Annotated in this window: 14 protein-coding genes; 9 read left to right on the top strand and 5 right to left on the bottom strand. The window is 75.7% G+C overall.

From position 1 onward, the window contains the following. Positions 1-97 precede the first annotated feature (97 nt). Positions 98-3160, bottom strand: a complete 3063-nt coding sequence (locus tag OG823_RS06990; protein WP_371478411.1) for an AAA family ATPase — start codon at positions 3158-3160, stop codon at positions 98-100. Between the two features lie 154 nt (positions 3161-3314). Further along, entirely contained in the window at positions 3315-4487 is a 1173-nt protein-coding gene (locus OG823_RS06985) for an exonuclease SbcCD subunit D (RefSeq protein ID WP_371478409.1), read from the bottom strand. Positions 4488-5199: 712 nt separating this feature from the next. Here OG823_RS06985 and OG823_RS06980 point away from each other — a divergent pair. From OG823_RS06980 to OG823_RS06965, 4 genes are all read left to right on the top strand, one after another. Continuing rightward, positions 5200-6117: a hypothetical protein gene (locus OG823_RS06980; protein WP_371478407.1), complete on the top strand. Its 918-nt coding sequence runs from the start codon at positions 5200-5202 to the stop codon at positions 6115-6117. A 478-nt stretch (positions 6118-6595) separates the two neighbouring features. After that, positions 6596-7204 (top strand): hypothetical protein, encoded by a 609-nt coding sequence (locus OG823_RS06975; protein WP_371478405.1) that lies wholly within the window; start codon positions 6596-6598, stop codon positions 7202-7204. 44 nt (positions 7205-7248) lie between these two features. Next, the gene (locus OG823_RS06970; RefSeq protein ID WP_371478403.1) at positions 7249-7614 is read left to right on the top strand and encodes a glyoxalase; all 366 of its coding nucleotides are present in this window, start codon (positions 7249-7251) and stop codon (positions 7612-7614) included. A 506-nt stretch (positions 7615-8120) separates the two neighbouring features. Further along, the gene (locus tag OG823_RS06965; protein ID WP_371478402.1) at positions 8121-8918 is read left to right on the top strand and encodes an SGNH/GDSL hydrolase family protein; all 798 of its coding nucleotides are present in this window, start codon (positions 8121-8123) and stop codon (positions 8916-8918) included. Positions 8919-9018: 100 nt separating this feature from the next. Here the strand turns inward: OG823_RS06965 and OG823_RS06960 are convergent, their stop codons facing one another. Then, a complete protein-coding gene (locus OG823_RS06960; RefSeq protein WP_371478400.1) occupies positions 9019-10149 on the bottom strand; it encodes a polysaccharide deacetylase family protein in 1131 nt (376 codons plus the stop codon). Between the two features lie 250 nt (positions 10150-10399). Here OG823_RS06960 and OG823_RS06955 point away from each other — a divergent pair, with 250 nt between their 5' ends. Then, complete coding sequence (locus OG823_RS06955) at positions 10400-11272, top strand: hypothetical protein (protein ID WP_371478398.1); 873 nt, start codon at positions 10400-10402, stop codon at positions 11270-11272. A 127-nt stretch (positions 11273-11399) separates the two neighbouring features. Here OG823_RS06955 and OG823_RS06950 read toward each other — a convergent pair whose 3' ends face one another. After that, positions 11400-11843 (bottom strand): GNAT family N-acetyltransferase, encoded by a 444-nt coding sequence (locus OG823_RS06950; RefSeq protein ID WP_371478396.1) that lies wholly within the window; start codon positions 11841-11843, stop codon positions 11400-11402. Positions 11844-11958: 115 nt separating this feature from the next. After that, a complete protein-coding gene (locus OG823_RS06945) occupies positions 11959-13803 on the bottom strand; it encodes a long-chain fatty acid--CoA ligase (protein ID WP_371478394.1) in 1845 nt (614 codons plus the stop codon). 423 nt (positions 13804-14226) lie between these two features. Between OG823_RS06945 and OG823_RS06940 the strand changes: the two genes are divergently transcribed. The 4 genes from OG823_RS06940 to OG823_RS06925 are packed head-to-tail and all read left to right on the top strand — an operon-like array spanning position 14227 to position 18505. After that, positions 14227-17052, top strand: coding sequence for a nitrate- and nitrite sensing domain-containing protein (locus tag OG823_RS06940; RefSeq protein WP_371478392.1), 2826 nt, complete (start codon positions 14227-14229; stop codon positions 17050-17052). Next, a complete protein-coding gene (locus OG823_RS06935; RefSeq protein ID WP_371478390.1) occupies positions 17049-17462 on the top strand; it encodes a roadblock/LC7 domain-containing protein in 414 nt (137 codons plus the stop codon). Before OG823_RS06940 ends, OG823_RS06935 begins: the two co-directional genes overlap by 4 nt. Before the next feature lie 7 nt (positions 17463-17469). Further along, positions 17470-17907 (top strand): DUF742 domain-containing protein, encoded by a 438-nt coding sequence (locus OG823_RS06930; RefSeq protein ID WP_371478389.1) that lies wholly within the window; start codon positions 17470-17472, stop codon positions 17905-17907. Further along, positions 17888-18505: an ATP/GTP-binding protein gene (locus tag OG823_RS06925; RefSeq protein ID WP_371478387.1), complete on the top strand. Its 618-nt coding sequence runs from the start codon at positions 17888-17890 to the stop codon at positions 18503-18505. Before OG823_RS06930 ends, OG823_RS06925 begins: the two co-directional genes overlap by 20 nt. The last annotated feature ends 307 nt before the right edge of the window (positions 18506-18812 follow it).

Below are 18812 nucleotides of genomic sequence, written 5' to 3'. Positions count from 1 at the left end.
CCCCCGATGCACCGCCGTACCGGGTGGCGGTGCTCCACGTCGCCGCGGCGGCCGGCCTCCGAGCCCCGCCGGTGGCCCCGCGTCAGGCGCGCCCGCGTCAGGCTCCCTCGCGACCGGCCATCGCCAGGGTCGATCCGTGGCGGCCCTTGCTGACCACCAGTTGGGCCGGGATCCGGGCACGCAGGTCCGCGACGTGGCTGACGATGCCGACGGCACGGTCGCGCTCGCGAAGGCCGTCCAGCACGTCCATCACCTCCTCCAGGGCCTGTTCGTCCAAGGTCCCGAAGCCCTCGTCGATGAAGAGGGTGTCCAGCGGCATCCCGCCCGCCTCGTCAGTCACCACGTCGGCCAGGCCGAGGGCGAGGGCGAGCGAGGCGAAGAAGCTCTCGCCGCCGGAGAGCGTGGCGGTGTCCCGCTCGGTGCCCGTCCAGGCATCCACCACGCGCAGGGAGAGACCGGAGCGCTTGCCGCCGGCCGAGCGGTCGTCGCTGTGCACCAGGGTGTACCGGCCGCCGGACATCCGGACCAGCCGGTCGCTTGCCGCCGCCGCCACCTGCTCCAGCCGCGCCGCCAGGACGTAGGACTCCAGGCGCATCCGCAGCCGGTTCTCGGCGGAGGTGCCGGCGGCCAGTGCGGCCAGCCGGCTGATCCGGGTGTACCGCGCCAGGGCCGGAGCGAGGGAGGCGGCCAGCTCGGCGAGCTGCCCGCCGATCCGGGCCAGCTCGGCGCGGCGCAGGCGGGCCGCGTCCTGGGCCGCCGACGCCCGCCTCAACCGGTCGGTCGCCGCCCGCAGCGCGCCCCGGGCCGCCGCCGGATCCGCCGGCGGCCGGCCGGCGGCCGCCACCAGCGCGGGCTCGGCGAGCAGGCGCTCGACGGCCGTCAGTTCGCCGCGGTGCTGCTCCAGCCGCGCCTGCAGGGCCGCCCGGGTGGCGGCGGGCAGCAGCACGGTGACGGCCTCCCGTGCGGAGGGGAACCCGGCCGCGGCCGCGGCGGCGGACAGCTGCCCCTCCGCCTCCTTCAGCCGGTCCGCGGCCTGGTCGGCGGCCCGCGCGGCCGCCAGCAGACCGCTCACCGCCCGGGCCAGGCCGGCCAGCGCGGCGGCGCGACCGGCGACCGACGGCGCGTCACCGCGGGCGTCGGCCACCCGCTGGGCCAGGGTCTTCCGCTCGGCGTGCAACGCCTGCAGCCTGGCGGTGAGCGCCGCGCTGCGCTCCCCGGCCTCGCGCAGTCTCGACCGGTGGGCGGTCTGCTCCCCGACCAGCCGCTCGATCCGCCGGCCGGCCGGCCCCAGGCCGTCCGCGGCGCGAACCGCGGTGCGATGCTCCTGCTCCAGGACGGCCAGCGCGTCGGCGAGCGCCTCCGCGCCCTGCTCGCCGGCGGCGCCGGCCGCCTCCGCCGCCTGCACCGACAGTGCGGCCAGGGCCTGGTCGGCGGCCGCGACGGCCTGCTCGGCCCGCGCCTGCGCGGCCCGCGCCCGCTCCTCGTCCTCCGGACCGACCTGGCCGCCGACGGGCCGGGCGGGCGCCGGGTGCCCGGGCGACCCGCAGACCAGGCAGGGCTCACCGGTCCGCAGACGCGCGGCCAGCTCGGCGGCCATACCGGCCAGCCGGCGCTCCCGGACGTCCTGACCGTGCTCCCGGGCGTCCAGCGCCCGGCCGCGAAGGCCGTGCAGCTCCTGGCCGGCCCGGTCGATCGACGCCCGCAACGCGTCCCGTCGGCGCGCGGCTGCGAGCCGGGCCACGGCGCCGTCCCGCTGGGCGTCCAGCTGCTCGACCCTCGCCGCGGCGGACCTGGCGGCGGACTGCTCCTCCTGGAGCTCGGCCAGCCGCCCGTCGAACCCGGCCAGCCAGTCGCCGGCCTCCTCGGCCAGTTCGTCGGCGCCTCGCAGCTCCGCCTCCAGCCCCGACCGTTCGCGGTCCAGCGCCGCGCAGCGCCGCTCCTCCGCGCCGGCCGCCTCCAGCCGCACCACCTCGGCGCGCAGCCGCAGCTCCGCCTCCGCCAGCTCCGCCGCCTCCGCGTGCGCGAGCGCGGGGCCCGCGCCGGGGGCCCCGGCGGGGAACCGGGCCAGCTCCCCGCGGTGCCGGTGCTCCTCGCGTCGGGCGGCCTCGTGGGCCTCCTCGGCCGCGTCGCGCAGCCGCAGCACGGCCTCCACGCCGACGGCCGCCTGGGCCGCCGCGAGCCGCCTGCGGTCCGCGGCCCGGTCGGCCTCGTTCTCGGCGAGCCGGGCCGCCCGCTGCGCCGCCTCCCGGTGCCGGTGCTGGCGCTCCGCCAGGGCGTCCGTCTCCGCGACCAGCTGCTCGGCCCGCTGGTGGACCTCCTCGGCGCCCGCCAGCGCCGCGTCGGCCACCGCGAGCTGCTCGGCCGCGCCGCTGCGCAGGATCGCCGCCCAGGAGAGCACTCCGGAGGAGAGGTCGTCGGCGACGGCCGAGGCCGCCTCCTCGGCCGGCACCCAGGCGGCGGCGGGCTCGGCGGCCGGGCCGGCCGCCTGCTCCGCCCGTCCGACGAGGTCGCGCAGGCGGCGGCGCCCGGCCAGGACCGCGCTCTCCTGGGACCTGCGGTGATCGGCCAGCCACGACTCGACCTGGCCGAACCGGCGGGTGTCGAACAGACGGCCGAGCAGCTCGGCGCGCTGGCCGGCATCGGCCCGCAGGAAGCGTGCGAAGTCGCCCTGCGGCAGCAGGACCACCTGGCAGAACTGCTCGCGGCTCATCCCGATCAGCCGGTGGATCTCCTCGCCGGTCTCCTGGTGGGACCGGCTGCCGGCCCGCCAGCCGGGGGCGCCGTCGCCGGTGTCGGTGGTCCACTCGCGCAGCAGGGTCTGGGCCCGCTCCTTGGTCAGACCGCCGCCCTTGGTCTTCTTCGGCCGCAGTTGCTCGGGCAGCCGGGTGATCTCCAGCCGCCGCCCGCCGAGCGTCAGCTCCAGCCGGACCTCGGTCAGCCGCAGCGGGTCGGCGTGGTCGCTGCGCAGCCGGTTGGTGCTCCGGGCCCCCGGTACCTCGCCGTAGAGCGCGTAGCAGACGGCGTCCAGCACGCTGCTCTTGCCGGCGCCGGTGGCACCGCGCAGCAGGAACAGGCCACCGGAGGAGAGCGCGTCGAAGTCGACCCGCTCGGTGCCGGCGAACGGGCCGAAGGCGGTGACCGTCAGCTGGTGCAGTCTCATCGGGGCGGCTCCTGCCGGTGGTACGGGACGGGCCGGCCCGGCGCCGCGGCGGCGCGGGGTGCGGTGGCGGAGCACGCGCCGGCGGAGGAGGGCCCGGCGGGCGGAGGGGTGACGGGGCGCGTCGGCGCCGCGGGGGAGGCCCCGGCGGCCGGGATCACCGCGGCTGCTCCGCGCGCCGGTCGGCGCTCTCCCGGGTGCTCTCGAAGCCCTCGCGCAGCCAGTCGAGCTCGGCGCCGTCCATCTCGGTGCCGGGCCGCACGTGCCGGACGAACCCCGCGGCGATCTCCAGGTCGGTGCGCCCGCGCACCCGGGCCGCGTACGAGTGCGGCGTCCCGTCGGCGGACTCCTCGGGTTCGAAGAGCAGCTGCAGCGTGTGCGGGAAGCGGCGGCGCAGCCGCTCCATCGGATCGGCGGGGCGGCCGGGATCGGTCAGGGTGACCTGCACCCAGGACTGCTCGTGCCGGGCCAGTGCCGGGTCGTCGAGCAGGGCCTCCAGCCGCCCGCGCAGCCGCGCCAGCGGCCGGTGCGCGGGGCAGTCGACCCGCTCGGCGGCGACCGAGCCGTCCGGCGCGAGATCGACCAGCCACATGGTCTTCCGGTGGTCCGCCTCGGAGAAGGAGTACGGCAGCGGGGAGCCGCTGTAGCGCACGTGCGGGGCCAGGGTCTGGCAGCCGTGCAGGTGGCCGAGCGCGGCGTAGTGCACCCCGTCGAACACCGAAACGGGCACGTTCGCGACGCCGCCGACCGCGATGTCCCGCTCGCTGTCGCTGGGCGCCCCACCGGTGACGAAGGCGTGTGCCAGGACCACCGCGCGGGTGCCGGGGGGACGAGCCGCGAGATCCGCCCTGACCCGCTCCATCGCGGCCCCGAGGACGGCGGCGTGGCCGCCCCGCTCCAGGCCGAAGCGCTCACGTACCAGGGCGGGCTCCAGGTACGGCAGCCCGTAGACCGCCACCTCGCCGTGCCCCTCGTCCGCCAGCAGGACGGGCGTCGCGCAGCCGTCCGGATCGGTCCGCAGGTGGATGCCGGCCCGGTCCAGCAGGCCGGCGCCGACCCCGAGCCGGCGGGCCGAGTCGTGGTTGCCGCTGATGAAGACGGTGGGGACACCGAGCCCGGCCAGCCGGTGCAGGACGTCGTCGAAGAGGGCGACCGCCTCCAGACTCGGCAGCGCCCGGTCGTACACGTCGCCCGCGACCAGCACGGCCTGGACGCGCTCGGCGGCCACCACGGCCACCAGGTGGTCGAGGAAGGCACGCTGGGCGTCGTGCAGGCTCTCCCGATGGAAGGAGCGCCCGAGATGCCAGTCGGAGGTATGCAGCAGTCGCATGGTCCCCGACCTTAACCTCCGGCACCGACAGTCCGAGGACGAACGGGCTTCCCGCCCGTCCCACGGGTGCCCCGACGGTCGCTCGGCGTCGACTGTCGGTGACGCTGTGTATGTTCTCCCCTGTCGGATCGGCCGGGACCTCCGGGCGGTCCGGCGACCGCGCTGCGGCCCGCCCTGGAACGGGCGGGCCCGGAGAACAGAGGGAGGGCCCATGACCCAGCCCGAGCGGCTCCACTCCGTCGATTCCGACCACCTCACCGATTCCGACCACCCCGCTGATCCCGGGCGCCGCACCGATCCCGGGCGCCCCGCCGGCTGCGACCGTCCTGCCGATCCCGAGCACCGCGCCCGTCGTGACCGCTCCGCCGGCCGCTGCCTCGGCGCCCGCCGTGGCCGGGCTGTCGGTCCGGCCGGTCCTCGCCCCGCTCCGGGCACCCGTCGTGGCCCGGGAACCGGCCGTCACACCGATGGCCCCGGCCCCCGGGAACACGCCGGCGCAGCCGACGCTGGGCGAGCCGATCCCCGGCCGGGTGGGAGCCGCGCCGGGAGCCGCCCGGCGGGAGGTTTGTGGGGCGCGGTGCGCAGAATCCGTCGAGGTCCCGGCCGGGCCGGTCCCATCGGCGGTCCCGGCGGTCCCGGCGGTCCGGCCGCCCAGGGGCGTGGAGGAGCCCGCGCACGTGGTGGGCCGCCCCCGCAGCCGGTGGCCCTGGCGGTGGCCGCGGAGGCCGTCGACTTCGCCTGCCTCAGCCGCTACGGGCTCTTCGGCCGGGTGACCTTCGAGGCGTACCTGCGGCGAACCGAGACGCAACTGCGGGCCCTGCGCGGGCAGGGCCTGGAGGTGCACCTCCGGGTGCTGGAGCCGGCCGACTTCGAGGACTTCTGCGAGGAGTTCGGCTTCGAGCCGGAGGACCGGGAGGCCCGCGTCGCCTATGCCGCCGATCCGGAGCTGGTCGGCCGCCCCTTCGTGTACACGGGGGAGCGGCTGGCCGAGCTGCTGCCGGCCCTGCTCGCGGACCACCGGGCCCGGGTCCGGATCTCGATCGCCTGCGCGGCGCTGCTGGCGGCGCTGGAGGGCGAGGAGGCGGCCCGGCCGAGGCTCACGGCCGTCCTCGGCCACGTCGTGGAGGTCTACCTCGCGCTGGTGGCCGGCGCGGCCGAGGGCCGCCACTCGCTGCGGCTTCGATCGCACGGCCCGGAGGACGGGGAGGAGCTGACCGCGGCGGCGGAGTTCCGGGCGGAGACGGGCGGTGCGGCGCGGACGGCCGGCGGCGGGAGGGGCAGACCGTTCGTCGGCGGCCACGAGGCCGAGGCCTTCTGTGTGACGCTGGCGGCGGCGATCGCCGCGGGCGGCGCCGGCGAACTGTTGCTGCTGAGCTTCCGGGCCGGGCGCGGGACGCCGTTGGTGCGGGGCTGGCTGCTGGTCGAGGGCCGGTTGCGTCCGATGACGGTGCCCGAGGTGTTCGCGGCACTGGCGGCGGCGGCCGCCCGGGGCATGCCGACGCCGGGTGGCGCGTCGGCCCGGCCGGGTTTCGCCCTGCCGCTTCGGCCCGTCACCTGTTCGGCCCCCGGATCCACCTCGGCCGCTGACGCCGCGGACGGCGGGGCAGGGGTGGGTGGGAGCCCGACCTGACGAGCTCGCGGGCGGGCGCGCCGACCGGGGTACGTGTACGCACGGGCGCCACGGTCGGGCCCCGCCCTGCCCGCAGCCCGTCCACCCGTCGGACGGCGGTGCGGCGGGGCGGCCGCGACGGCGGGTGCGCCGCACGGCGCCGGGGGCTGTTCATCGACCGCCTGTTCGGGGAAGATTCGTAGAAGATCAACAGACGGAGTGGTCGCCGGCCCGCTCGGTCCGTCCCGCACGACCGAACGCGACCGGGCACGCCGAACACGACGAGAACGCCGAACACGACGGGCGCGACGGGCACGGGCACGACGGGCACGGGCACGACGGGCACGGGCGCGACGGGCGGGCGCACCGACCGCACCGGCACGACCGCACACCGAGCACCACGACCGCACCGGCACGACCGCACACCGGCAGCACCGCACAGGCACGACCGCACCGGCACGACCGCAGACCCGGCGGGCCCGGCACCGAAGGGGGACGAATGGGTCGCATCGAGTACAGCGCCGAGATCGCCGACCTGCTCGGCCGGGTCCGGCGCCGTCCCGCTGCGGGCTGGCCGTGGCGCCCGGGGGAGTCGGTCCCGCCGGGGCTGCCGGTCAAGCAGTCCTGGGGCTGGCTGTTTGCGCCGGACGGCCGGGTGCTGACGCTGGTGAACCCGAAGGACGGCATCGTCACCCTGCCGGGGGGCTCGCTGGAGCCCGAGGACGCCGGTGACCCCGGGAGGGCGCTGGCGCGCGAGGCGGGCGAGGAGGCGCAGGCGGTCATCGGCCGGCCGCACTACCTCGGATACCTCTACGACCGGATCGGCTCTGCGAACGGCGGCCACGAGTGCGCCAGGGTCCGGATGACGGCCGCCCTGCGCGCGGTCGGGCCCACGGCGCCCGATCCCGCCTCCGGCCGGCACTACCGGAGGTTGTTGGTGGCGCCGGGCCTCGCGGTCGAACTGCTCGGCTGGGGAGAGGCGGGCCTGCGCCAGGCCAGGGCGGCGGTCGCCTCGGCGGTCGTCCGGCTCGGGGTGCCCGAGGCCGCCAACGAGACGATCGAGGAGCTGCCGCCCGGTGGCGGCCAGGTCTTCCCGCCGGGGCGCTGACACCGGCCGCGGCGCCGCCGATCCACCGAAAGGGGTGTCCACGGATGCCGACCCCGCCCTCACTGTTCCACCACGTCGAACTCTGGGTGGCCGACCTGTCGCTGACCCGGACCCAGTGGGGCCCGGTGCTGCTCGCGCTCGGGTGCGAGCCCTTCCAGGACTGGGCGGCGGGCTGCAGTTGGCGCCTGGCCGATTCCTATCTGGTGGTGGAGCAGTCGCCGGCGATGCTGCCGGGCGGCCACGAGCGGCTGCGCGCCGGGCTCAACCACCTCGCCGTGCACGGTTCCAGGGCGGCGGTGACGGTCGCCCTGGCGGCGGGGTGGACGGTACGGACGGACACCGGCGAGGCCGTCCACCTGATCGACGGGCAGGGCTTCGAGCTGGAGATCGTCTGCGCGGAGCAGTCCTGACCGTCGCGCGCCGCCGCCGGGCCACTCTCCCCGGCCGGTCCGCCTGACTCCCGCAGTGCTGCGCCGCCTGCTCCGACCGCGCCTCCTCGTCCGGCCGCGCCTTCCCGGTCCGCCCCTTCACCCCTTCGCCCCGGTCGTCTCGGCCTGGCCGATCTGCCCCGGCCCGTCGCCCGGAGGCGCTCTCGCTCCTCTGCGGCGGCCGTCCTGACGGATCGACCGTTGGGCCGATCGGGTGGCGTCGCGGGCAGCCCACCCTGCCGGCCCGGCCGGGCGACGGCCCGCCGTTCCGCCCCGCCCCTGCGGCGCGAGGGCGGCGCGAGGGCGGCGCGAAGGCGGCCCGAGAGCGGTCCCGGAGCAGCCCGGAGCCGGGCCGGCCTGCACACGGGTGCCGCGGTTCACCCCGGCGCCGCCGGACGGACCGTCAACATCTTTGGCATGACCGCTTCCCCTGCAAGCTACCGGCTGGTATCACATCTGTGACCGCCGTCACTTCCGTGGAGGAATCAATGCGCTCCGCCCGTTCGTTGTCCGTCGCCGTCCTGGCGATGCTCCTGACCCTGGCCACCCTCTTCGTCGCCTCACCGGCGAGCGCCGCCACCGTGCGGTACGCCGCCCTGGGGGATTCGTACTCCGCCGGTGTCGGCGCCGGCAGCTACACCAGTGAGAGCGGCAGCTGCAAGCGCAGCACCAACTCCTTCGCCTACCTCTGGAAGAACGCCCACGCGCCTTCGGCCTTTGCCTTCGTGGCCTGCTCGGGAGCCAGAACGGGGGACGTGCTCAACAACCAGCTGTCCGTGCTCGACAGCGGCACCACGCTGGTCAGCATCAGCATCGGCGGTAACGACGCGGGCTTCGCCAGCACCATGCAGACCTGTGTACTGGACTCCGAGAGCGCCTGCCTGAGCGCGGTCGCGACGGCCAAGAGCTATGCCAACAACACCCTTCCCGGCCTGCTCGACCAGGTCTACGCGGCGATCCACGCCAAGGCCCCGAACGCCCACGTCGTGGTCCTCGGCTACCCGCACCTCTACCAGCTCGGCGGCAACTGCGTGCTGGGGATCGGTGACACCAAGCGCTCCGCCATCAACGGTGCGGCGGACACGCTGGACGCGGTCGCCGCCAAGCGGGCGGCCAACGCGGGCTTCGCGTTCGGTGACGTGCGCAACGCCTTCAGCGGCCACGAGATCTGTGGCAGCGGCACCAACTGGCTGCACAGCACCACCCTGCCGGTCGACGAGAGCTACCACCCGACCTCGGCCGGCCAGTCCGGCGGGTACCTGCCGGTCTTCTCCGCCGCGGTCTGACGTCGGAGCGTCCCGCCGGACCGGCGGGTGACCCCGGGGTCCGTCCCACCGACGCGGTGGGACGGACCCCGGGGTCGTACCGGCCCGGCCGTGGCCGGTGTCAGTGCAGGTAGTCGGTGAGCGCGGCCGGGGTGAGTCCGGCCTCCTGGGCCGCCGTCAGAGCCCGCTGGAGGTCGCTCGCCAGGGTGTCCGTGAAGTGCATGAGCACCACGTCACCGGGCTGCAGCGGCCCGCCGTGCCAGATGTTCGCAGCGCCCGAGGTGAAGTCGGCGGTGGCCGTCAGCACGGTGTGGATGCCGCAGTTGGCGGCGGCCTGCAGGGTGTCCGCGTTCCAGGTCAGGTACGGCGGGCGGAATATCGTCGGGGCGGCGCCGTAGTACCGGATGTCGGCGTCTCTGGCATCGCAGATCTCCGCCTGCTGCTCGGCGAGCGACAGCGTGGTGAGGTCGCGGTGCGAGACGGTGTGGTCCTGGACGGAGGAGCCGGGGACGGCGGTGACCCGCTTGAAGTAGTCCGGCTCGAAGCCCGAGGGCATCGGCAGGGCGAAGGCCGTGATCGGGAGCTTGTGGTCGGCGATGAACCGCTCCGCCTCGGGCGTACGCACCCAGCCGTCGTCGACGGTGAAGAAGACCACCTTGTCGGTGGTCGGCGCGTTCCAGGTGGCCCGGGCCGGCGTGGGCGCCGGGCCGTCGACCCGGACGTCGTCGGCGGAGAACGGCCCCTGGCCGTACCAGCCGTGCAGGTAGAGCCGGACCGAGCCGGTGTCGGCGCCGGTGGTGAAGGTGGTGGTCAACTGCTGCCACCCGTCGCCGGTGCTCGCCGTCCAGGACGGGGCGACGTCGTGGCCCGTCCCGGTGGCGCCGAGGAAGACGTACGATCCGCGCACCCAGGCGGAGGCGGTGTAGGTGGTGCCGGGCAGCACCGAGACGGTCTGGGCGCACTCGCCGGTGGAGTCGCCGTTCGCCGGGGTGACGGTCAGGGCCGAGGCGCCGTCGTGCGGGGCGGGCGAGGCGGTCGTGACGGTCGCCTCGCCCGCGCCGCAGCTCCAGCCGGGGACGGAGCCCCAGTCGGCGAGCGGAAGGGCCGGGATCTCGAACCCGGGGTTGGTGGCGAGGTTGACGGTGGGTAAGGCTACGCCGGGCGCGGCCTGGGCGGCGGGCGCCGCGAGGCCGAACACGGCGAGGGCCGCGACGGCGGCGCAGGACGCCAGACGGCGCGTGGGTGTGGACACCGGAGGACTCCTGTGTGGGGGATGCGCCCTGCCGGGCGCGTGAGACAGGGGACGCTCCCCGAGGGGTGGGAGCCGTGGCGTGCCGCACTCTGGCCGTCGCAAACAATGGACTGGACCAGACGGTCCGTCAAGAGCCGTCCCGGCCGGAGGCGGGCCGCCGCCTCGCCCCCGGCCGACGTGTACCCCGGCCTTCCGCCGCTCCGGCCCGCTGCGGAGAATGGGCGGACGTCACCCCGAAGGAGGAGGCCAGGTGTTCCGCCGCTGGTGGTTCGTCGGACTGTTGCGTGGCAGCGGCAGCGGCAGCGGTGGCGGTGGCACGGGCGCCCGGTCCGGCGCCTCCGGGACCGAGGCCCCGCGACGGCAGTCGAAGGAGCGGCGGGAACTGGTGCTGCGCGAGTGGGAGGTCCTCCGCGATCGGCTGGCCGGCCTCGCGGCCGAGCGGGTCGCGGCGGTCGGCGAGGTGTTCCGCGCCGCCGAGCTGCGGCTGCCGCCCGAGGAGACCTCGGCGCGCCGCGACTACCTCTGGGCCCTGGACGCCTACCAGGCCGCGGGCAAGCTGCTCGACGAGGCGACGGACCTGCCGGACCTGGCGGCGGCCGTCGTGCTGGCCGACCGCGCGGTCGAGCACCTGGCCGCCGCGCATGCCGCGCACGCGGGACGGCGCCCGGCTCCGCCGGTGATTCGCTGCTTCTACAACCCGTTGCACGGAGCCGCGGCGAACGGCACGGCCGCTCGCTCCGGGACCGACCGCCACCCTGGCCGGACCCCGCACCCCAGGAAGGCCCGGCAGCGGCCCCGGCTGGGCGCCCGGGAGGCCGCCGCCGACCGCCGGCCCGCCTGCGCCGCCTGCCGGCAGGCGATCCTGGCCGGCCAACTGCCCGACGTGCTGCCCGCACTGCTCCCGGCCGGCGCCACCGGCCGCCGCTCCCCGCAGCTCCTGCTGCCGTACTACGCCGTCCCCCAGCAGTGGTCGCCCTGGTCGGCCACCGCCTGCGGCGCGTACGACGACGGGGCGCCGGCCCTCGTCCTGCGCGGGGAGCACCGCCGGCGTGCGGCGGGAGCCGGACGCCGGGCCTTCGGCTGGATCGGAGGGGCGGGCCGCGCCCGCAGGGCGGGCGGGTGAACTTCGAGTACGACGGTCGCTCGCGCTCCTGCCCCACCGGCCGCTCCTGCCTCACCGGCCGCGCGTGCCCCCCGCGCGGGCGCCGGCCCGCGGTGCGGCACGGGTACGCCGACCGCGGCGCTCCGGACTACGGCTCCAGGCTCAGGTCCTTGGCGAAGTGCAGCGCGACGATGGACATCCGCTGGGCGTGGTAGAAGCGGTGCGCCCCGTGGTTGGCCATCCCCGAGTCCAGTTCGATCCGGGCGCACCCGGCCCGGCGGGCCCGCGCGTGCAGTTCCTCGACGAGCCGGGTGCCGACGCCCCCGGAGCGCACCCCGGGCTCGGTGACCAGGTCGTCGACGAAGAGCAGCCGGCCACGGCTGGTCGCCAGCACCCGGTGTGTCGCCACCCCGACGCATCGCCCGGCCGGGTCGTAGGCAGCAGTGAACAGCAGGCCCTGACGGTGCGCCTCCTCGGCGAACTCCGCGAACTCCCGCTGACCGAGTCCGGGACGCAACGCACGGATGAGCGGGGCCACGTCGATCCTCATCGCGGCCTGCCCCGGCTCCACATCAACCATGATCAGTTCCATGCCGCCCACCCTAGGCGCGGCGGACCGGGCAGGGCCGGCGCTTCCTGACACCGCGGGGGCGGGGCCGGTCGACGTGTGCTCCGGGCGCCCGACGGCGTGATCGCCGGGGCCGTGGCTAGCCGGCGTACAGCTCCTCGATGTCGTCCGCGTAGCGCTCGGTGACGGCGGCCCGCCGGAGCTTCAGCGACGGGGTCATCAGCCCCTGTTCGAGGGTGAACTCATGGGGGAGCAGCCGGAAGGCCCGGATCGACTCGGCGCGGGAGACGGCGGTGTTGGCGGCGGCCACGGCACGCTGGACCTCGGCGTGCAGCTCCTCGTCCGCGAGGACGGCCCACTCGTCCAGCTGTTCGCGGCCCCGGGTCTTCAGCCAGTGCGCCAGGGCGGGCCCGTCCAGGGTGATCAGGGCGGCGACGTACGGGCGGTCGTCGCCCACGACCAGGCACTGGGAGACCAGCGGGTGCGCCTGTACGCGCTCCTCCAGGGCGGCCGGGGCGAGGTTCTTGCCGCTGCTGGTGACGATCAGGTCCTTCTTGCGGCCGATGATGGTGAGGTAGCCGTCGTCGTCGAGGTGGCCGAGGTCGCCGGTGGCGAGCCAGCCGTCGTAGAAGGCCTCGGCGGTACATCGCGGGTGGTTCAGGTAGCCGCCGAACACCATCGGGCCGCGGACCCAGACCTCGCCGTCGTCGGCGATGGACACCGAGGCGCCGGGCAGCGGGCGGCCGACGGTGCCGAACTTGGCGCGGCCGGGCGGGTTGGCCGTGACCGCGGCGGCCGTCTCGGTCAGTCCGTAGCCCTCGTAGAGCGTCAGGCCGGCGCCGGCGAAGAACAGGCCGAGTTCGCGGTTGAGAGTCGAGCCGCCGGACATCAGGTTGCGCACCCGTCCGCCGAGCACCGCCCGCAGCCGCTGGTAGACCGTCCGGTCGTAGGCCGCGTGCCGCAGGCGGAGCCGGGGGCCGGGGCCGGGGCCGTTTCCGAGCGCCTTCTGCTCGCGGGCGGCGGCCCACTCCACGGCGACCTCGGCGGCGTGCCCGAAGAGCTCGCCCCGGCCGGCCTCCTCGGCGGCCCGGCCGGCCCGTTGGTAGATCTTCTCCAGGATGTACGGCACGGCGATCAGGAAGGTCGGGCGGTACTCCGCCAGGGCGGGCAGCAGCGCGTCCGCACTGACCTCCGCGAGGTGCCCCAGCCGGATGCCGCCGCGCACCGCCGCGATCTGGGCCACCCGCCCGTACACATGGGCCATCGGCAGGAACAGCAGGGTGGAGGGCGGCCCGCCGCCGGTGTCGTGGAAGACGTCGTGCCAGCCGTCCAGCAGGCTGTCCGCCTCGGTGCCGAGGTTGCCGTGGGTGAGCAGGCAGCCCTTGGGGCGGCCGGTGGTGCCCGAGGTGTAGACGACGGTGGCGACGGTGTCCGCGGTGACACCCAGGCGCTGACGGTGCACCAGCGAGTCGGGCACGCCGCGGCCGGCTTCGGTGATGGCGGCCACGCAGCCGTGGTCGAGCTGCCAGATCCCGGTGAGGTCGGGGAGGGCGTCGCAGACCGCGCCGACCGTCATCGCGTGGTTCTCGTCCTCCACCACACAGGCCACCGCCTGGGTCTCGGCGAGGATCCAGCGGACCTGTTCGGGAGCCGAGGTGGGGTAGACCGGGACGGGGATCGCGCCGATCGACCACAGGGCGTAGTCGAACAGCGTCCACTCGTACCGGGTGCGGGACATCAGGGCGACCCGGTCGCCGTACCGCACGCCGCGGGTGAGCAGGCCCTTGGCCAGGCCGAGCACCTCGTCGCGGAAGGCGGCGGCCGTGACGTCCCGCCACTGCCCGGGGCTCTGCTGGTCCTCGGGGTCCTCCCGGCGGCGGGCCAGCTGGACCAGGGAGGGAGTGCGTTCGGCGGTGTCGTAGAGCGAGTCGGCGAGTCCGCCGGTGACCGGTACGGCCGGGGCGGGGTTGGTGAACTCGCGCACGTTCCCCCCGATGTTTCGTGACAGCCCGGGCTGCCGGGCCCGTCCGGGTGTGCGGTGAGGCCGCCGCCGGCGCACGGGCAGGTGGGAGCGAAGGTATCGGATCGGCGTGGCACTGCCCAGGGCTGTTGCCCGGGTGGGACGAGATCGGCACCGGCCGGTGAGGAAAGTGCCCTCGTCACACGGCCGACACAGTGCCTGGCCACAGGGGGTCCGGCGGCAGGGGAGCGGCGGTACTTTCCCGACTTTCGGGATGATCCGGACAAGCGCCTGTCACGGTTCGGTTCGACCCTTCGAACGAGTACTCACGGCGTAGTAGAGTCGCGCAGATCCTGTGGCCGGGCCTCCGGCGCTCCGGCATGTCCGAACTGTTCCCTGCCCGAACCGATCCCTGTCCGCGCCTGGCATTTCCCGACCGAGGACTCCATGCGTCTGCGCAGCAGCTCGATCCGCGCGAAGGTCATCGCGCTGCTCATGGTGCCCATCGTCGCGTTGGTCGCCCTGTGGATCTACGCGACCCTGGCCACCACCGGCGACGTCTGGACCCAACTGCAGGTCGCCGACACCTACACCGAGTTCGGCGGGTCGGTGGAGCAGTACGCCCACGATCTGCAGGACGAGCGCCGCGCCGCCGTCCAACGCCTGGCCGACCCGCGCTCGCAGGCCGCCGCCGACGCGTTCCAGAAGACGCAGACGATCACCGACCGGGACGCCCAGGTGCTGCGCCTCATGGCGGACGGCAGCGCGGCCAAGAAGATGGACGCGGGGCAGCGCGCCAAGTACCAGGACATCCTGCACAGCGCCAACGACCTCGCCGCGCTCCGCAGCCAGATCAACCGCTCGGCGCTGAGCTGGGACTACGTCCTCGGCCAGTACAGCGACCTGATCAAGCCCACCTTCGCCTTCCGCTCGGCGTTCGTCAGCCGGCAGAGCGGCCAGCTGCCCCGGCAGGGCACCATCCTGATCGAGCTGGTCCGGGCCCGCGAGTACCTCTCGCAGGAGGACGCCGCGATGGAGGGCCTGCGCACCTCCACCGGCCGCACCACCCCCGAGCAGTACCAGGCGGCCCTGGACGCCCTGCACGACCAGCAGGCGCTGTTCACCGTGTACCTCGCCGAGCTCGACCCGGGGGACCAGGGCGACTACACCGCGCTACGCAGCGGCGACAACTGGTCGGCGCTGGAGCGCGCCGAGCGCGACTTCGCCGGCGCCGGGGGCTACGACAAGGTCGCCGCCGCGATGAACGGCGACGACTGGCACGGGGTGGCCGACCACGCCCTCAGCGACCTCGCGGCGATCAACAACCGGCTGGCGAGCGACATCGCCGACCGGGCCCGCTCCTACTCGATCGGCCTGCTCTGGCGCGGTGGCATCGCCGGGTTCATCGGACTCGCCGCGATCGTGCTCTCCATCGTGATCTCGTACCGGATCGGGCGGGGCATGGCCCGCGAGCTGATCGGCCTGCGCAACGCGGCCCAGGAGCTCGCCGCCAACCGGCTGCCGTCGGTGATGCTGCGGCTGCGCCGCGGCGAGCCCGTCGACATCGCGGCGGAGACTCCTGACCTGCAGTTCGGCCCGGCGGAGGTCGGGCAGGTCGGCCGGGCGATCAACGCCGTGCAGCGGGCCGCCGTCGAGGCCGCCGTGGAACAGGCCGAGCTGCGCCGCGGTGTGTCGGCCGTCTTCGTGAACCTGGCCCGCCGCAGCCAGGTGCTGCTGCACCGCCAGCTCACGCTGCTGGACACCATGGAGCGCCGTACCGAGGACCCGGCCGAGCTGGAGGACCTCTTCCGGCTGGACCACCTGACCACCCGTATGCGCCGGCACGCCGAGGGCCTGATCATTCTCTCCGGCGGATCGCCGGGCCGTGCCTGGCGCAAGCCGGTGCGGATGGTGGACGTGGTGCGTGCCGCCGTCGGCGAGGTGGAGGACTACGCCCGGGTGATCGTGCGGCCGTTCCCCGGCACCGGGCTGCTCGGCAGCGCCGTCGCGGACGTCACCCACCTGATCGCCGAACTGGTCGAGAACGCCGCGGTGTTCTCGCCGCCGCAGACCCAGGTCACCGTGCAGGGCGAGGTGGTCGCGCACGGCTTCGCGCTGGAGATCGACGACCGGGGCCTGGGCCTGAGCACCCAGGCGCTCGCCGACATCAACCAGCGGCTCGCCGTGGAGCAGGAGTTCGACCTCGCGGACACCGACCGGCTGGGCCTGTTCGTGGTCAGCCGGCTGGCCCGCCGGCACGGCGTCCGGGTGCACCTGCGTCCCTCGCCGTACGGGGGCACCACGGCCGTCGTGCTGATCCCGCGCGAACTGCTCGCCGAGGCGCCGGACGTCATGGCCGAGCAGCCGGCCCCGCCCGCCGCCGAGCGCTCCAGGACGGCGCCCGCGCCGGGGGCCAGACGGGGTCAGCGCGAGCTGGTCGCGGTACCGGCGCTCGCCGACGCCGCCGGCCGCCGGCGCCACGCGGGACCGGTTCCCGCCGCGGACGAGGCCGACCCCGGCGACCGCAACCGCGGGGGCGGCCCCCGCCCGTCCCTGGCCGAGCCCGCGCGCGAGCCCGGCGGGCTGCCGCGTCGCCGCCCGGGCGGCCCCGTGCTGGTGCCCGCGCCGGCCGGTTCGGACGCGGAGAGCCGGGGACGCCACCGTCGCGAGGAGAACGCCGAACCGGCTTCCGCGGGCGCCGCCACCGCCGGCTCGCCGCAGCCCGCCGCCGGTCCGGACGCGGCGCCGGCGGCCGGGGGGCTGCTGCCGCGCCGGGTGCGCCAGGCCAACCTGGCACCCCAGCTGAAGGAGCGGGCGGCGCAGGCCGCGCAGGGCGGCGGCGTGGGCGCGGCGGGCACCGACGCCGCCCGCGAGCGCTCGCCCGAGGAGGCCAGGGCCACCTTCGCCTCGTTCCAGCGCGGCTTCACCCGGGGCCGCGGGGACCGCGGCGCGCGCCCGGGCTCGCTGACGGTCGTGCCGGACGTCCCGGCGCCCGCCGTCCCGTCGCCGGCCCCGCCCGGGCCCGCGCTGTTCGACCCGCTCGCCGGCTTCTCCCGGCGCGCCCTGACCTCGGCGCCCCGGCCGGCCGCGTTGCCGCCGGCCCCGGCCGGACCGGCCGCGCTGACCGGGCGACGTACGGTGGCTCCGGTGGCCCCGCCACGATCGGCATCACCAGGATCACCGGCAGCTCCGGCGGTGCCGGCTTCACCTGCATCATCAGCTTCACCTGCACCATCCGCACCACCCGCTCCAGCGGAAGGAACTGATTCATGACCAGTACGACGCAGCCGTCCGGGGACCTCAACTGGCTCCTGGACGACCTCGTGGCACGGGTCGCGGCCCTGCGGCACGGCGTGATCCTCTCCAGCGACGGGCTGGCCACGGGGGCCTCCAGCGGCCTCGGCCGCGAGGACGCCGAGCACCTGGCCGCGGTCGCCGCCGGCTTCCACAGCCTGGCCAAGGGTGCCGGCCGGCACTTCCAGGTCGGCGGGGTCCGGCAGACCATGGTCGAACTGGACGAGGCATTCCTCTTCATCACGGCGGCCGGCGACGGAAGTTGCCTGGCCGTCCTCAGTGAGGCCGAGGCCGACATCGGCCTGATCGCCTACGAGATGGCGCTGCTGGTCAAGCGGGTCGGCGAGCACCTCGCCGCCGAGCCGCGCACCGCACCGCCCGGGAGATGAGCGAAGCATGACCGAGGGGACGGAACAGGAGCCGGAGGCGGGCGTGTTCGCGCCGCGGCCGGCGCAGGACGAGCGCTGGTTCGACGACGACGCGGGCCCGATGGTCCGGCTGTTCTCGATGACCAAGGGACGGGCCAGGCCGACCGAGGACGGCCTGTTCGACCTGATCTCGATGATCGCCGTCGCCGACCGGGGAGCCGCGGCGCGCAGCGGTGAGCCGGTCCTCGACCCCGAGCACCACACCCTCCTCGACCGGTGCCGACACGAGCCGCTCACCGTCGCGGAGCTCGGCTCCTACACCGACCTGCCGGTCAGCGTGGTGCGGGTGCTGCTCGGCGACCTGTACGACGCCGAGCTGATCACCGTCACCCGTCCCGTCCCGCTCGCCCAGCTCCCGGACGAGCGCCTGCTGCGGGAAGTGATCAATGGCCTCCGTGCGCTCTGACCCCGACGCCTCGCCCGGGCGCTGGCCCGGCGGCCCGGCCGTCGCCCTCAAGATCCTGATCGCCGGGGGGTTCGGCGCCGGCAAGACCACGCTGGTCGGGGCGGTCAGCGAGATCCGCCCGCTGCGCACCGAGGAGCAACTCAGCGAACTCGGAAGGCCGTTCGACGACCTCTCGGGGGTCGAGGCGAAGCGGACCACCACGGTGGCGATGGACTTCGGCCGGATCGACCTCCGCGCGGGTCTGGCGCTCTACCTCTTCGGCACCCCCGGGCAGGACCGGTTCTGGTTCGTCTGGGACGAGTTGGCCCAGGGTTCGCTGGGCGCCGTGGTGCTCGCCGACACCCGCCGGCTGGCCGACTGCTTCCCCTCCGTGGACTTCTTCGAGCGGCGCGGCATCCCGTTCGTGGTCGGCGTGAACTGTTTCGAGGGCACCGAGGTGTTCGCCCCGGACGACGTCCGCGCGGCCCTGGATCTCGACCCCGGGGTACCGGTGGTGCTCTGCGACGCACGCCGCCGCGAGGACGGCAAGAACCTGCTGATCACCCTGGTCGAGCACGCCGCGGCCGGGCGGTCGGCGGCCCCTGTGCCGTCCGTATGACGGACACCGGAAGCCCGGCAGGTTGCCCTGCCGGGCCTTCGCATGGAAGGCTCTGCACACAGCGCGCCACCCGGTGACCACTCTCCGGGGCGGAGCGCGGCCCGGCGCCGCGGCGGCGCCGGCGAGGATCCCCGGGGGAGGACAGCGGCATGACGGTCGAGCACTCCCGTACGGCCGTGCCCGCCCCGGTCACCCCGGCGTTGACGATCCGCCGGTACATCGACCTCGCCCTCATCTCCAGCGCCTGCTGTCGCTGACGCTCGTCCGCGCGGTGTGATCCGGCCGTTCGCGGCCCGGCCCACCGCGC

Source organism: Kitasatospora sp. NBC_00315 (genome assembly GCF_041435095.1).
Lineage (GTDB): Bacteria > Actinomycetota > Actinomycetes > Streptomycetales > Streptomycetaceae > Kitasatospora.
The sequence above is the reverse complement of the archived record's forward strand: the minus strand, read 5'-3'. Positions and strand labels throughout refer to the sequence as shown.

Excerpts from the sequence above, each read along its gene's own strand:
- OG823_RS06990 (WP_371478411.1), bottom strand. The coding sequence starts at position 3,160 with ATGAGACTGCACCAGCTGACGGTCACCGCCTTCGGCCCGTTCGCCGGC.
- OG823_RS06940 (WP_371478392.1), top strand. The coding sequence starts at position 14,227 with ATGCGTCTGCGCAGCAGCTCGATCCGCGCGAAGGTCATCGCGCTGCTC.
- OG823_RS06975 (WP_371478405.1), top strand. The coding sequence starts at position 6,596 with ATGGGTCGCATCGAGTACAGCGCCGAGATCGCCGACCTGCTCGGCCGG.
- OG823_RS06970 (WP_371478403.1), top strand. The coding sequence starts at position 7,249 with ATGCCGACCCCGCCCTCACTGTTCCACCACGTCGAACTCTGGGTGGCC.
- OG823_RS06950 (WP_371478396.1), bottom strand. The coding sequence starts at position 11,843 with ATGGAACTGATCATGGTTGATGTGGAGCCGGGGCAGGCCGCGATGAGG.
- OG823_RS06925 (WP_371478387.1), top strand. The coding sequence starts at position 17,888 with ATGGCCTCCGTGCGCTCTGACCCCGACGCCTCGCCCGGGCGCTGGCCC.
- OG823_RS06930 (WP_371478389.1), top strand. The coding sequence starts at position 17,470 with ATGACCGAGGGGACGGAACAGGAGCCGGAGGCGGGCGTGTTCGCGCCG.
- OG823_RS06935 (WP_371478390.1), top strand. The coding sequence starts at position 17,049 with ATGACCAGTACGACGCAGCCGTCCGGGGACCTCAACTGGCTCCTGGAC.
- OG823_RS06985 (WP_371478409.1), bottom strand. The coding sequence starts at position 4,487 with ATGCGACTGCTGCATACCTCCGACTGGCATCTCGGGCGCTCCTTCCAT.
- OG823_RS06965 (WP_371478402.1), top strand. The coding sequence starts at position 8,121 with ATGCGCTCCGCCCGTTCGTTGTCCGTCGCCGTCCTGGCGATGCTCCTG.